The sequence below is a fragment of the Paraburkholderia terrae genome, assembly GCF_002902925.1.
GTDB lineage: Bacteria > Pseudomonadota > Gammaproteobacteria > Burkholderiales > Burkholderiaceae > Paraburkholderia > Paraburkholderia terrae.
Genome location: NZ_CP026111.1, coordinates 2,294,960 through 2,308,584, shown reverse-complemented (window position 1 = coordinate 2,308,584; position 13,625 = coordinate 2,294,960). Strand labels below are relative to the sequence as shown.

At 63.8% G+C, this 13,625-nt stretch carries 12 protein-coding genes; 9 read left to right on the top strand and 3 right to left on the bottom strand.

Annotated features, from left to right (window positions below):
- Window positions 1-43 precede the first annotated feature (43 nt).
- From C2L65_RS10180 to C2L65_RS10160, 5 genes are all read left to right on the top strand, one after another.
- A complete protein-coding gene (locus tag C2L65_RS10180; protein ID WP_042311613.1) occupies window positions 44-946 on the top strand; it encodes an HpcH/HpaI aldolase/citrate lyase family protein in 903 nt (300 codons plus the stop codon).
- Between the two features lie 48 nt (window positions 947-994).
- The gene (locus C2L65_RS10175; protein WP_042311612.1) at window positions 995-2,200 is read left to right on the top strand and encodes a CaiB/BaiF CoA transferase family protein; all 1,206 of its coding nucleotides are present in this window, start codon (window positions 995-997) and stop codon (window positions 2,198-2,200) included.
- A 29-nt stretch (window positions 2,201-2,229) separates the two neighbouring features.
- Window positions 2,230-3,066 (top strand): amidohydrolase family protein, encoded by an 837-nt coding sequence (locus C2L65_RS10170; protein WP_042311609.1) that lies wholly within the window; start codon window positions 2,230-2,232, stop codon window positions 3,064-3,066.
- A 91-nt stretch (window positions 3,067-3,157) separates the two neighbouring features.
- Complete coding sequence (locus C2L65_RS10165) at window positions 3,158-4,522, top strand: short-chain fatty acid transporter (protein WP_042311607.1); 1,365 nt, start codon at window positions 3,158-3,160, stop codon at window positions 4,520-4,522.
- A 38-nt stretch (window positions 4,523-4,560) separates the two neighbouring features.
- Window positions 4,561-5,916, top strand: coding sequence for a 2-hydroxycarboxylate transporter family protein (locus tag C2L65_RS10160; protein ID WP_042311605.1), 1,356 nt, complete (start codon window positions 4,561-4,563; stop codon window positions 5,914-5,916).
- Window positions 5,917-6,012: 96 nt separating this feature from the next.
- Here C2L65_RS10160 and C2L65_RS10155 read toward each other — a convergent pair whose 3' ends face one another.
- Entirely contained in the window at window positions 6,013-6,780 is a 768-nt protein-coding gene (locus C2L65_RS10155) for an SGNH/GDSL hydrolase family protein (RefSeq protein ID WP_042311603.1), read from the bottom strand.
- A 126-nt stretch (window positions 6,781-6,906) separates the two neighbouring features.
- Here C2L65_RS10155 and C2L65_RS10150 point away from each other — a divergent pair, with 126 nt between their 5' ends.
- The gene (locus C2L65_RS10150) at window positions 6,907-7,278 is read left to right on the top strand and encodes a DUF2591 domain-containing protein (protein ID WP_042311601.1); all 372 of its coding nucleotides are present in this window, start codon (window positions 6,907-6,909) and stop codon (window positions 7,276-7,278) included.
- A 57-nt stretch (window positions 7,279-7,335) separates the two neighbouring features.
- Here the strand turns inward: C2L65_RS10150 and C2L65_RS10145 are convergent, their stop codons facing one another.
- Window positions 7,336-7,608 (bottom strand): hypothetical protein, encoded by a 273-nt coding sequence (locus tag C2L65_RS10145; protein WP_042311599.1) that lies wholly within the window; start codon window positions 7,606-7,608, stop codon window positions 7,336-7,338.
- 173 nt (window positions 7,609-7,781) lie between these two features.
- On the opposite strand from C2L65_RS10145, the gene C2L65_RS10140 reads away from it, so the two are divergent.
- Both C2L65_RS10140 and C2L65_RS10135 read left to right on the top strand, forming a co-directional pair.
- Complete coding sequence (locus tag C2L65_RS10140) at window positions 7,782-8,312, top strand: MgtC/SapB family protein (RefSeq protein WP_042311598.1); 531 nt, start codon at window positions 7,782-7,784, stop codon at window positions 8,310-8,312.
- A 74-nt stretch (window positions 8,313-8,386) separates the two neighbouring features.
- Window positions 8,387-10,021, top strand: a complete 1,635-nt coding sequence (locus C2L65_RS10135; RefSeq protein WP_042311596.1) for an acyl-CoA synthetase — start codon at window positions 8,387-8,389, stop codon at window positions 10,019-10,021.
- Between the two features lie 26 nt (window positions 10,022-10,047).
- Here C2L65_RS10135 and C2L65_RS10130 read toward each other — a convergent pair whose 3' ends face one another.
- Window positions 10,048-10,587 carry an Lrp/AsnC family transcriptional regulator gene (locus C2L65_RS10130; protein WP_035539518.1) on the bottom strand — a complete coding sequence of 180 codons (540 nt, stop codon included), beginning with the start codon at window positions 10,585-10,587 and terminating at the stop codon, window positions 10,048-10,050.
- Between the two features lie 158 nt (window positions 10,588-10,745).
- Here C2L65_RS10130 and mdeB point away from each other — a divergent pair, with 158 nt between their 5' ends.
- Window positions 10,746-13,460, top strand: coding sequence for an alpha-ketoglutarate dehydrogenase (gene mdeB / locus C2L65_RS10125; RefSeq protein ID WP_042311593.1), 2,715 nt, complete (start codon window positions 10,746-10,748; stop codon window positions 13,458-13,460).
- Window positions 13,461-13,625: the final 165 nt, after the last annotated feature.

Here is a 13,625-nt window from a genome sequence, read left to right as displayed (position 1 = left end):
CTCCGTAGACTGGTTGCAGCCAATAAGCAACTGGAACGGAGACATGAGAAGCAAGCTGTTCGTGCCGGCATCGCGCCCGGAGCTGTTCGCCAAGGCGCTCGCGAGCGCCGCCGATGCCCTCTCGTTCGATCTCGAAGATGCCGTCTCATCGGAGCGCAAGCCGCAAGCGCGCCTCGCGCTGCGCGAACTGTTGCGCGACAGCGCGGTGCGCGAGCATCGCAAGGTGCTGATCGTGCGCGTCAATGCGCTCGATACGCCGTTCTTCTCTGCCGATCTCGACGCCGTCGTGCAGCCCGGTCTCGACTACCTGAATCTCCCGAAACCCGAAAGCGCGGACGACGTGCGCGCCGCTGCCGCCGCGCTCGAACGGGCCGAGCAGGCAAATGGCGTGAGCGTGCCCGTGCGCTTGCTGCTCAACATCGAATCGCCGAAAGCGTTGCGCCACGCCGCGGAACTCGCCGCCGCGCACCCGCGCGTCGCCGGGTTGCAACTCGGGTTGGGCGATCTGTTCGAGCCGCTTGGCATCGCGCGTCGCGAGCAGGCGGCGATTCAGCAGGCGATGTTCACGCTGCGCATCGCAGCCGGCGAGGCGAACGTCTTCGCGTACGACTCGGCGTTTGCCAACATCAAGGACGAAGCGGGCTTCCGCGCCGAAGCGCAGCTCGCGCACGCGATGGGCTTCCTCGGCAAGAGCTGCATCCACCCGAGCCAGATCGCGCTGGCCAACGACGTGTTCCGTCCGTCCGACGCGGACATCGCGCATGCGGTGCGCGTCGTCGAAGCAGCACGCGATGCGCAGAGCAAAGGCCTGGGCGCATACGTCGTCGACGGCAGGATGATCGATCCGCCGTTCTTTGAACGGGCCCGCGCGCTCGTGCAACACGCCGCGCGTCTCGAACTGCTGACGGGCGAGCAGCGTGCCGTTGTCGACAGCACAGCTTTGTAAAGCAACGCACTCTCGTTGCACACACATCGAATCGAGTTGGAGAAACAGATGCAACAACCATCGCAATCAGCCGACGCACGACAGCAGGGACCGCTCGCCGGCTTGCGCGTGCTAGACCTGAGCGCCTATATCGCGGGGCCGTACGGTTGCACGCTGCTCGCCGATCAAGGCGCCGAGGTCATCAAGATCGAGCCGCCTTCGGGCGACAACCTGCGCAAGTATCCTTCGACGCTCGAAGCCGAAAGCCGCGCCTTTCTCGGCGTGAACCGCAGCAAGCGCGGCCTTGCGCTGGACCTGAAACAGCCCGAAGCGCTCGACGTGATGATGCGTCTCGTGAAGACGGCCGACGTGCTCGTACACAACTTCCGGCCGGGCGTGCCGGAGCGTCTCGGGATTGGTTACGAGCAGTTGCGCGAGGTCAATCCGCGGCTGATTTATTGCGCGGTGACAGGGTATGGCGAAACGGGCCCCAACCGCGACAAGGCGGGCTACGACCAGGTCCTGCAAACGATGACAGGCATCTGCTCGCTGCAAGGCCGCCATGGCGGTCCGCCTGAAATCGTCTATGGCTCGGTGGTCGACTACTATGCGGCCGCGCTGGTCGCGGCGGGCGTGTCGTCCGCGCTGTTCGATCGCGAGCGCAGCGGCGCGGGTCAGTACGTGGGCGTGTCGTTGCTGCGCAGCGCACTGGCGATGCAGTCGGCCCGCATGATCTGGGCCGACGACGAGCCGAAAGAGACGGGCCGCGACATGCGCTCGGGCGGCATCACGGGTATTCATCCGACGCGTCAGGGCTATCTGTATCTGTCGGCGAACACGCCGCATTTCTGGCAGGCGCTGTGCGAGAAAACGGACCTCGAGGAGCTTGCGGAGAATGAACGCTACGACACGGTGCGCAAGCGCGCACTGCATTGCGACGAAATCGTTCCGAAGCTCCGCGCAGCGTTGCAGGTTCGCACGGCGCTCGAATGGGAAGCGCATTTCGGCGACGCCGTTCCGTGTGCCGCGGCTCGCGGCATCGAAGACATGTTCGACCATCCGCAGGTGCTCGCCGAAGACATGGTGACCGACTTCGCGTATCCGGGTGTGGGCCGGTATCGCGGCTTCAAGCATCCGATCCGTTTTGGCGCGACGCCGTTGCCCGAACCGTTCGCGGCCCCCGCGTTCGGCGAGCATTCGGACGCGGTGCTGCGCGACGCGGGATGCTCCGAGGCGGACATCGAAAGTCTGCGCGAGAAGCGCGCGGTGCTGTAGAGATCCGCAAAAAGAAGAAGGAGACACGCATGGACTTACATCGGCACACGCCACCAGGCGCTTGCGATTCGCACATTCACATCTATAACCGCGCGTTCCTCGCGCATCGCGACGCAGCAGGTTTTGTCGACGCGGCGGATGTCGCCGCGTATCGCGAAGTGCAGGCGCGGATCGGCACGCAGCGCGTGGTGATCGTGACGCCGCGCGTCTATGGCACCGTCAACGCAGTGACGCTCGATGCGATTCGCCAGTTCGGCATCACGAATGCGCGGGGCGTCGCCGTCGTGCGCCCCGATGTGACGGACGCCGAGCTTGAAACGCTGCACGCGGGCGGCATTCGCGGTATCCGCTTCACGCTTTATACGCCGGCGAACGCCGTGGTCGGCTTCGACATGGTCGAGCCGCTGGCAGCACGCGTGGCGGAACTCGGCTGGCATGTGCAACTGCATTGGACGGCTGCGCAGATCGTCGAGCACGAAGCGCTGCTCGCGCGTCTTCCATCGACGATCGTGTTCGATCATTGCGCGCGCCTTCCGTTGCCCGATGGCGCGGCGCACGCGGCGTTTCCCATCGTGCGCCGTCTCGCCGATGCTGGACGCGCGTGGATCAAGGTGTCTGGCCCGTACCTCGATTCGATCGAAGGGCTCGACCGTCGCTACGCCGATACAGCGCCGACAGCGCGTGCATGGATATCGGCCGTGCCGGACAGGCTGGTGTGGGGCAGCGACTGGCCGCACGTAACGGAGACGCACAAGCCCGACGATCCCTTGGTGCTCGATCTGCTCGGCGAATGGACGAACGACACAGCCACGCGCGATCGCATCCTCGTCGACAACGCGGCAACGCTATACGGATTCGGCAACTGAGCGCCTTGCACGGAAAAGTCCTGAAGAGACAACCCGCCGACCACACAAAGCCCAAACGACGCGCGGGCACATTCAAAACCGGAGACACGTGATGAAATCCACCGTTGCGCCATCGTCAGTGCGCAAGACCCGTTTCACCGAGGCGACGATCGGCCTGTTCGAGCGCACCATCCCCGATCCGTTCGTGCTCGCAATCCTCATCACGGCGATCGTCGCAGTGTTGTCGGCGATGTTCGCGCCACATGCGTCGTTGGGCAAGCTGGTCGGCGGCTGGTACAAGGGCTTCTTCGACATCCTCACGTTCGCGTTTCAGATCACGCTGGTGCTCGTCACGGGTCACGCATTCGCTCACGCGCCCATCGTGCAACGCGTGTTCAAGGCACTCGTTTCCGTTGCTCGCACGCCCGTGCAAGCCGCGACGCTGACGTTCGTGCTCGTGGCCGTTGCGTCGTTTTGCAACTGGGGTCTGGGGCTGGTCGTCAGCGCATTGCTGGCGCGTGAAGTCGCGAAGCGCATGCGCGTCGACTTCGCGTGGATCGTCGCGGCGGGCTTCTCGGGATGGGTCGTGTGGGCGAGCGGCATCTCCAGTTCGATTGCGCTTGCGCAGTCGACACCGGGCAGCGCGATGAACGTCGTGCAAAAGATCACGGGCGAGGTGCTGCCGTTCAGCGCGACGGTATTCACGGGTTTCAATCTGGTGCCGACCATCGCGATGCTGCTCGCGATGCCGTTCGTTCTCGCATGGCTCAAGCCGCGCGACGAAGACGCCGTGCTGCTCGATACGCAGAAGCATCCCGATGCGCCACCGCGTGAGAAGCCCATGGGCAAGCTGAGCTTCGCGCGCTGGATCGAATATTCGAGGCTCGGCTCGGCATTCATCGGTGCGACGGGCATTGCGCTGCTGGTGCTCGCGCAGTCAGAGCACATCGCGTTTTCCGGCGTCAACGCGGTGATCTTCGTGATGTTCATTGCGGGCGTGATCCTGCACGGCTATCCGCTCGCGTACGCCGATGCCGTCAAGAACGCGGCGCGGCAGACAGGTTCGATGATGCTGCAATACCCGCTGTACGGCGGAATCATGGGCATGATGGATGCGACCGGTTTGCCGAACGTCATTTCCCATTTCTTTATCGCTATTTCCAATGCGCATACGCTGCCGTTCTGGAGTTACGTCTGCTCGCTGATCGTCACGTTCTTCATTCCGAGCGGCGGCGGCCACTGGGCAGTGCAAGGGCCGTTCGTCGTGCCTGCCGCCGTCGCGCTGCATGCGTCCGTCCCCGCGACGACGATGGCCGTCGCAATGGGCGAGCAGGTGTCGAACATGATGCAGCCGTTCTGGGCCGCGCCCGTCGTCGCGATGGCGGGCATCGGCGTGCAGCGCGTGCTCGGCTTTACCGTGATGACGTTTATCGTCGGCGCGCTCGTGTATGGCGCCGCATTGCTGCTGCTCGTATGAGCGGGGCACCCGTCGAAACAATGAACGGAGACCATCCAATGAAATCATCGACGCAAGCCGCGTTGGACGCTGCTTCGAGCAGCGAGGCGCAAGCGCCGCATGCCGTCATCGAATGGTGGTGGCGTGTGTTCGACCTGCGCATCGGTTCGTTGCCATTGCCCGTTTATGTGCTGATGCTGGGCGTGCTCGGCGCGATGGCGGCGAAAGGCAAGCTCGCAGCGGATCTGCCGACGGGCATCGCACTCGTCGCCGTCGGCGGCTTTACGTGCGCCGAACTGGCGAAGCGCATTCCGTGGATTCGCCACATCGGGGCCACGTCGATTTTTGCGGCCTTCATTCCGTCGATGCTCGTGTACTACAAGCTGATGCCCGAGCCTGTCGTCAAGGCAGTGACGACCTTCACGAAGACTTCGAATTTTCTGTATCTGTTCATCGCGGCGATCATCGTCGGCAGTGTGCTCAGCATGGACCGTCAGATGCTGATCAAAGGCTTCGTGCGGATCTTCATTCCCGTTGCGGCGGGTTCCGTCGCCGCGGCGCTGGTCGGCACCGCAGTGGGGACCGCGCTCGGGCTCGATACGCGCCACGCGTTGTTCATGGTCGTCGTGCCGATCATGGCGGGCGGAGTCGGCGAGGGCGCGCTGCCGTTGTCGGCGGGCTACGCGCAAATTCTGGGCGTCGAGCAGGGGCCGCTGTTCGCGCAGGTGCTGTCGGCGGTGATGCTCGGCAATATCGCGGCGATCTGTTGCGCCGGCTTGCTGAGCTATCTCGGTACGCGCCGGCCTGAATGGACGGGCAACGGACGGTTGACCAAGGCGGACGGCAGCGATGAAGACATCGCGCAACGCCCGGCGTCGTTCGAATTCGACGTCGGCTCTGTCGCGGCGGCGGGTTCGACGGCCATCGCGTTCTATCTGCTTGGCGTGCTCAGTCATCAACTGTTCGGCTGGCCCGCGCCCGTCGTGATGCTCGTGCTGGTCGTCGCGGCGCAGCTGTTCCAGGCCGTGTCGCCGCGCGTGCGAGGCGGCGCGCGTTTCATGTACGGCTTTTTCTCAACAGCTGTGACGTATCCGCTGATGTTCGCGATCAGCGTCGCCATGACGCCGTGGGGCGAAATCGTCACGGCGTTTCATTGGGTCAATATCGTCACGGCGGTTTCGACTGTGCTGGCGCTGACTGTGACGGGCTTCTTCGTCGGCAGGCTGGTCGGCATGTATCCCGTCGAAGCCGCTATCGTCAATGCAACGCATAGCGGGCTCGGCGGGACGGGGGACGTGGCGATTCTCACGGCAGCCAACCGGATGGAATTGATGCCGTTTGCGCAGATTGCGACACGTATTGGCGGCGCGTTGACGGTGATGGCGGCGTTGGGAGTGTTTGCGTACTGGAGATGATCCCGCGCTTCGCGTTGCAGAGCCGTCGAATTCAGCACGATTCGACGGCTTTTTATTGTGGTCGTATTGAAGCACAAGAAGATTTGTCGAATGCGATCACTCGATCAGCTTCGCAACGATCGGCTCGACGACTTCTCGCTGCCGCTCGGCCTTGAGCCGATAGAGCGCGTCGGTTGGATGCACACGGTCGATCAGCAGCGAACGCCAGTCATGCATCGCGCCGATATACGCGTACTGCCGGATCAGCGCGAGCCGGTAATGCTTCGCCATTTCATCGACGACAGCGACATAGCGCGGCACGATCCTTTTGTTCACGGAATAGTCGACCGGGTTCGGTTCTTCGAGTACGACGATCCGGCCCGCGCCCTGCGACTCTTCGATGAAGCGCATCAGGTGCGCGCGAAACACGGTAGGCGCCTCCTTGACGTGATTGTCGGCGTCGTTGAGCGCGAAGTTGACGATCACGATATGCGCCGGCGACGTCGCTACCCATTGCGCGTACGGCTGGCTATATCCGTTGATGCCTTTCTCGCGATCGACGAGCGTCGCGCCCGGCACGCCGTTGTTCTGCACGATCACATGCGGGCCGAAGCGGGCCCGCAACGCGGCCTGAAGCAGGGCGGGCGGATTATCCGGCGTTTGCCAAGACTTGTTGAAACCGTCCGACGTTTGATAGCCAAACATCGTCGAATCGCCTTGCGCGTCGATGATGATCGGCCGGTCCGCCGTGGCCGCCCTGTGCGCCGGGCCAGCGGCGGCACTGGCCTGCATCGCGGCGATGCCGAGCAGCACGGCCGTCAGCGCGTGCGAGCACTTATGCGACGGTTTTACGCGCAGACTTGCCTGTCGATAGTCGAACGTCATGGTGCTCCGCAATTGAGTTGGACGTCAGTCGCCGCGAACGGATCTTGCGGCGTCACAAAGCGCAACACGAACTTGATGCACAATCGATGCTGCGTTCAGCACATACGATCTCCACGAGGAGCAGAGATGAGAGTTTCAGAGCTGGAAGGCGCGTTACTCGATTACTGGGTCGCCCGAGCCGACAATCTGCCGAAGCCGCGCGTCGACGACGGCTTCTGCTGGATCGAGGAGCCCGCCTGCGACGGCGATCCCGCTGGCGCGCTCGAAGCCGCGTTCGCGCCGTCCTCGGACTGGGCGCAATGCGGCCCGATCATCGAACGGGCGAGAATCCATCTCGTGCCGGCCGCGGCGGGCGATCGCGTGTCATGGACGGGGTCGGTTCCGGCCGGCGCGAGCACCATCGAGCAAGTGGGCGAATCGCCGCTGATTGCCGCGATGCGCGCATTCGTCGCGAGCCATTTCGGCGACACGGTCGCGGACGAAGCCGGCACGCACTGAGCGGCGCCTTGATGTTCACCATATGGCGCACCACACGGCGCGCCATTCATCGCTTCATCAGACGCACTCGAACACCACTTCGACGCTCTGAGTGCCTGCGCCGCGCACGCCGGTCGTGTGAATCTCGACGGTGTGCAGTTCCTTGTTCTGTTCGCGGCAATACGCCTTTGCATGCTTGATCCCCGCGTTGCGGACGCTATTCCACGAAATCAGGCTGATGCGCCCGTGACTCGTGATCGAGAGGTAGCCATTCTGCTTTCTGTCCACGCCCGATACCGCGGTACACGCGGCAAGCACGCCAATTCCGGCGAGCAGAATGCACTTCTTCATAGTCCTCCCTCGGTTGGCGCATTGTCGCGGGCGAGGGCCGCAACAGGCAACTGAAAAAAACGTTAGTGGGGTTCTGTGTGTCGGGCCCGCTATCCGGCGCCATGCGATGACATTACATTATGCTTTCTCGCTACGGCGTAGCGCGAGCGTTGCTGTGTCGAAAGGAGGAGGGCATGGGCGGATGGTGGCATGAAGTCTGGTTGACCGTAGCCCGGGAATTCTCGGATCTGGACGACGTCAAGGCGATCACGCAAGTTGTGATACGCCTTGGACTCGCATTGCTGCTGGGCGGCGCGCTGGGCTTCGAGCGCGAAATGGCGGGGCGCGACGCGGGCTTGCGCACGCACATGCTGGTCGCGACGGGTTCGGCGCTGTTCGTGCTCGTACCGTTGCAGGCGGGGTTTTCGCAGGACAACCTGAGCCGCGTGTTGCAGGGCCTCGTATCGGGTATCGGCTTTCTGGGCGCGGGCGCCATCATCAAGCTCAGCGCGGAGCGGGAGGTGCGCGGACTGACGACGGCCGCGAGTCTCTGGCTTGCGGCGGGCGTCGGCGTCGCGACGGGACTCGGGCGCGAAGCGACCGCCATTCTCAGTACGGTGATCGCGCTCGTGATCCTCGGCGGCGTGCGGATGTTCAAGCCGCTCGTGCCGCCCCACACGGATAACAAGCCTGAACAGGACGAGCCGTCGAAGCGTGTCGAGTGAGGCGCGCACGCGCCGCAGGCTTTGCTTGCGGAGTAGCATGAGCGGGCACGTACCCAATACTTAGGAGACACCGGATGCTTCCCGCCGCTGACAGCTACGACGCCCTCGTCGCCGCGTTTGAATGGCGCATTCCGCCGCAGTACAACATCGGCATCGATGCGTGCGACAAATGGGCGGACGGCAGCGGCCGCCTTGCGTTGATCTGCGAGACGCGCGACGGGCAAGCAACGCGCTACACCTTCGACGAACTCAAGTCACTGTCCGACCGCTTCGCCAATGCGCTGCGCAAGAGCGGCGTGAAGAAGGGCGATCGTGTCGGCATCTTTCTCGCGCAATCGGTGGAGACGGCGCTCGCGCATCTTGCCGTCTACAAGTGCGGCGCGATCGCCGTGCCGCTCTTCGCGCTGTTCGGTCCCGACGCGCTGCAGTACCGTTTGTCCGACAGCGGCGCCGTCGCGCTCGTCACGGACCTCGGCGGCGCGCAGAAAATCGCCTCGGTGCGTTCGAGCCTGCCCGAATTGCGTTCGATCTTCTGCGTCGACACCGACCATGCGGATACCCCGTTGCAGGTCGAATCGTTCTGGTCGGCGCTGAACGAATCGCCCGCCGCCTTCGACGCGGAGCCGACCTTAGCCGACGATCCCGCCGTCATCATCTACACGTCCGGCACGACGGGCAAGCCGAAGGGCGCGTTGCATGCGCATCGTGTGCTGCTCGGCCATCTGCCCGGCGTCGAGATGCCGCAAGCGTTCTTCCCGAACGACGCGCGCCTGATGTGGACGCCCGCCGACTGGGCGTGGATTGGCGGGCTGTTCGATGTGCTGCTGCCGTCGTGGCATCACGGCGTGGCCGTGCTGGCGCGGCGCTTCGAGAAGTTCGACGGCGAGGCCGCGTTCGACCTGATGCAGCGTCACGCCGTCACGCATGCGTTCCTGCCGCCGACGGCGCTGAAGATGATGCGCACCGTCGAACATCCCGAGCGCTGGGCGCTGTCGCTGCGCGCGGTGGCGAGCGGCGGCGAATCGCTTGGCGCGGAGCTGATCGAATGGGGACGGCGCGCGCTCGGCGTGACGATCAACGAGTTCTACGGGCAGACGGAATGCAACGTGGTCGTGGCATCATGCGCGACGTTGTTCGAGCCATGCTTCGGTTCGATCGGCAAGGTGGTGCCGGGCCATCGCGTAGCGATCGTCGATGACACGGGGTACACGGTGCCGCGAGGTGAGCCCGGCAACATCGCGATCCACGCGCCCGACCCGGTGATGTTCCTCGGCTACTGGCGCAACGAAAGCGCCACGCGCGACAAGTTTCGTGGCGACTGGCTGCTGACGGGCGACATGGGACTGATGGACGCCGACGGCTTTATCCGCTTCGTTGGCCGCGACGACGACGTGATCACGAGCGCCGGTTACCGGATCGGTCCCGCGCCGATCGAAGACTGTCTGCTGCGTCATCCCGCCGTGCGGATGGCGGCCGTGGTCGGTGCGCCCGATGCGCAGCGCACGGAGATCGTCACCGCGTTCGTCGTGCTGAACCCCGGCTATCAGCCGAGCGACGCGCTCGTGCAGACGCTGCAGGAGCACGTGAAGACGCATCTCGCCGCGCACGAGTATCCGCGCGCGATCCATTTCGTCGACGCGTTGCCGATGACGGCGACGGGCAAGGTCATCCGGCGCGAGTTGCGCGAACGCGTGACGCCGCCGCGCTAATCAATCCGGCGCGCGGGTGGTCCAGATCACGCCCACTCACGCGGCGCATCATCCTCCGTCGACAGCGTCAGGCCCGCGACGGGCAGCGGCAACGCCGTCTTGTAGCGCACCTGCTTGAGCGCGAAGCTCGAGCGGATGTTCGACACGCCCGGAATCTTCGTGAGCCACTGCACGATGAACCGTTCCAGGCTCTGCATATCGGGCACGACGACGCGCAGCAGATAGTCGGCGTCGCCCGTCATCAGATAGCACTCCATCACCTCGGGGCGTTCGCCGACTTCCTGCTCGAAGCGGCGCAGCGCGTCTTCGACCTGCTTTTCGAGGCTCACCTGAATGAACACGTTGATGCGCAGGCCGAGCGCCCCGGCGTCGAGAAGCGTGACCTGCTGACGGAACAGGCCGAGCTTTTCGAGCGCGCGCACGCGGTTGAAGCAGGGCGTCGGCGACAGATTGACGGCGCGCGCCAGCTCCGCGTTGGTGATGCGCGCGTTCTGCTGCAACTGCTGCAGGATCGCGATGTCGATGCGGTCCAGCCGCCGCGCGGCCGGTTTTGCGTCTGAACTCATGGTGTAAATATTCCGCGTAAGGTCGACTTGCCAGAATAAATACACTATCTGAAAGCGCTGACGCAAGCAAAAGAGACGCACATTTTGCGGATGCATGGGTAAGCTGATTACACGTTCCCGAGTCGTTTTCACGTACGTTTTTCAGCCGGAGTTGTGCCATGACGGACTTATCGAGCGGTGCCCGCCCCGTTCTTGCCCTCACTCAAGCTCGCATCGACAGCGATCCGCAGGAGACGGCCGAATGGCTGGCTGCGCTCGATGGCGTCGTCCAGCACGTCGGCCTTGAACGCGCGCAATATCTGTTCGACCGGCTGGCCGCGCATGCGCTGGGTAACGGCGTCGCGACGGCGCGCGCGAACGTCACGCCGTACGCGAACACGATTCCCGTCGATCAGCAATCACCGTATCCGGGCGATCTCGACACTGAAGAAAAACTCGCCGCTGCATTGCGCTGGAACGCGCTCGCGATGGTGGTGCGGGCCAATCGCGCGTATGGCGAACTGGGCGGCCATATCGCGAGCTATGCGTCGGCGGCTGATCTGTTCGAAGTCGGCTTCAACCATTTTTTCCGTGCCTCGAATGAGCTGCATGGCGGCGATCTCGTCTACTTCCAGCCGCATTCGTCGCCGGGCGTGTATGCGCGCGCCTTCCTCGAAGGCTTTCTCGACGAGACGCATCTCGAACACTATCGACGCGAGATCGCGGGGCCGGGCTTGTGTTCGTATCCGCATCCGTGGCTGATGCCGGACTTCTGGCAGTTCCCGACGGGCTCGATGGGCATCGGTCCGATCAACTCGATTTACCAGGCGCGCTTCATGCGCTACCTGCAAAACCGCGGCCTGCAGAAGACGGAAGGCCGCAAGGTATGGGGCTTCTTCGGCGACGGCGAGATGGACGAGCCGGAATCGATTGGTGCGTTGTCGCTGGCGGCGCGCGAAGGGCTCGACAACCTCGTGTTCGTGATCAACTGCAATCTGCAGCGGCTCGACGGCCCGGTGCGCAGCAACGGCCGCATCATCGACGAACTCGAAGCGCAGTTCACGGGCGCGGGCTGGAACGTCATCAAGGTGGTGTGGGGCTCGGATTGGGATGCCCTGTTTGCGCGCGATCGCACGGGCGCCTTGCTGCGCGCATTCGCGCACACGGTGGACGGCCAGTTCCAGACCTTCTCGGCCAACGACGGCGCCTACAACCGTGAGCGCTTCTTCGGGCAGAACCCGGAGCTGGCCGCGCTCGCCGCGCATCTGAGCAACGACGATATCGACCGCTTGCGGCGCGGCGGCCACGACGTGCGCAAGCTGCATGCTGCGTATGACCGCGCGTTGAAGCACAGCGGCCAGCCCACGGTGATTCTCGCGAAGACGATGAAGGGCTTCGGCATGGGCGCGATCGGCCAGGGGCGCATGACGACGCACCAGCAGAAGAAGCTCGACGTCGAGCAGTTGAAGGCGTTCCGCAACCGCTTTCGCCTGCCGTTGTCCGATAGCGACGTCGAGCAACTCAAGTTCTACAAGCCAGCGGAAAACAGCCCGGAAATGCAGTACCTGCATGCACGCCGGGCTGCCTTGGGAGGCTATCTGCCCAGAAGGCGGAAAGCGGCATCGCAGACACCGACCGTGCCTGCGATGTCTTCCTGGGGACAATTCGCGCTGGACGCGAACGGAAAGGAGATGTCGACGACGATGGCGATCGTGCGGATGCTCGGCAGCCTGTTGAAGGATGCATCGCTTGGGTCGCGCGTCGTGCCCGTCGTCGCCGACGAGGCGCGCACCTTCGGCATGGCCAACCTGTTCCGCCAGGTCGGCATCTATTCGCCGCTCGGCCAGTTGTACGAGCCGGAAGACATGGGCTCGATGCTCTACTACCGCGAAGACACGGGCGGGCAGATTCTCGAAGAGGGCATTTCGGAGGCGGGCGCGGTGTCGTCGTGGATCGCGGCGGCGACGTCGTACAGCGTGCATGATCTGCCCATGCTGCCGTTCTATATCTACTACTCGATGTTCGGCTTCCAGCGTATCGGCGACCTGATCTGGGCCGCAGCCGATCAGCGTGCGCGAGGCTTCCTGATCGGCGCGACGGCGGGTAAGACGACGCTCGGCGGCGAGGGTTTGCAGCATCAGGACGGTACGAGCCATCTCGCGGCATCGACGGTGCCTAACTGCCGGGCGTACGATCCCGCGTTTGCCTATGAAGTGGCGATGATCGTCGACGAAGGCATGCGCGAGATGATCGAGCGACAGCGCGACGTGTTCTATTACCTGACCGTCACGAACGAGAACTACGCGCAGCCTTCATTGCCTGCGGCTTCTTTTGATCGCGTGTGCGAGGGCGTGCTGAAGGGTATGTATCCGCTGGATGTTTCTTCGCTGGAGACCGCGCAGGTCCAGTTGCTGGGCTCGGGCGCGATACTCGGCGAAGTGCAGGCGGCCGCTCGCATGTTGAAGGACGACTGGAATATTGACGCTGCCGTGTGGAGCGTGACGAGCTTTACTGAGCTGCATCGTGATGGCGTCGCGTCGGAGCGTGCGGAGCGTCTGTTCGGCGATGCAGATGCCGCGATGCCGTATGTGACTTCTGCGCTTGCTGCATCGCGCGGTCCGGTGATTGCCGCGACCGACTATGTGCGAGCCGTGCCCGAACTGATTCGCGCGTACGTGGCGCGTCGTTATGTGACGCTCGGCACCGATGGGTTCGGACGCAGTGATACGCGCGCGGCGCTGCGGGCGTTCTTTGAAGTGGATCGCGCGTCGATTGTGATTGCTGCATTGAAGGCTCTCGCTGATGAAGGCGCGATTGCGCGTGAGATTGTTGAGAAGGCGCTGGCGCAGTACGACTGTCATGGCGGTGATAGGGCGGCGCCTTGGGAAAGATGATGTTTCTTGAGTAGCGGACTCGTTCGATGTGCCTCTGCGCTGGATTGGTTGATCTGGCTTTTGCGCTGGCATCCGCGATTACGTTAGCGTGCTTCACGCGTCGCCCCTGTGCGGGGCGGCACCTACTTTTCTTTGCCGCCGCAAAGAAAAGTAGGCAAAAGAAAG

Coding starts and splice junctions, on each gene's coding strand:
- C2L65_RS10130 (WP_035539518.1), bottom strand. CDS start 10,587: ATGAGTTCAGACGCAAAACCGGCCGCGCGGCGGCTGGACCGCATCGAC.
- C2L65_RS10180 (WP_042311613.1), top strand. CDS start 44: ATGAGAAGCAAGCTGTTCGTGCCGGCATCGCGCCCGGAGCTGTTCGCC.
- C2L65_RS10155 (WP_042311603.1), bottom strand. CDS start 6,780: ATGACGTTCGACTATCGACAGGCAAGTCTGCGCGTAAAACCGTCGCAT.
- C2L65_RS10165 (WP_042311607.1), top strand. CDS start 3,158: ATGAAATCCACCGTTGCGCCATCGTCAGTGCGCAAGACCCGTTTCACC.
- C2L65_RS10170 (WP_042311609.1), top strand. CDS start 2,230: ATGGACTTACATCGGCACACGCCACCAGGCGCTTGCGATTCGCACATT.
- mdeB (WP_042311593.1), top strand. CDS start 10,746: ATGACGGACTTATCGAGCGGTGCCCGCCCCGTTCTTGCCCTCACTCAA.
- C2L65_RS10160 (WP_042311605.1), top strand. CDS start 4,561: ATGAAATCATCGACGCAAGCCGCGTTGGACGCTGCTTCGAGCAGCGAG.
- C2L65_RS10175 (WP_042311612.1), top strand. CDS start 995: ATGCAACAACCATCGCAATCAGCCGACGCACGACAGCAGGGACCGCTC.
- C2L65_RS10145 (WP_042311599.1), bottom strand. CDS start 7,608: ATGAAGAAGTGCATTCTGCTCGCCGGAATTGGCGTGCTTGCCGCGTGT.
- C2L65_RS10140 (WP_042311598.1), top strand. CDS start 7,782: ATGGGCGGATGGTGGCATGAAGTCTGGTTGACCGTAGCCCGGGAATTC.
- C2L65_RS10135 (WP_042311596.1), top strand. CDS start 8,387: ATGCTTCCCGCCGCTGACAGCTACGACGCCCTCGTCGCCGCGTTTGAA.
- C2L65_RS10150 (WP_042311601.1), top strand. CDS start 6,907: ATGAGAGTTTCAGAGCTGGAAGGCGCGTTACTCGATTACTGGGTCGCC.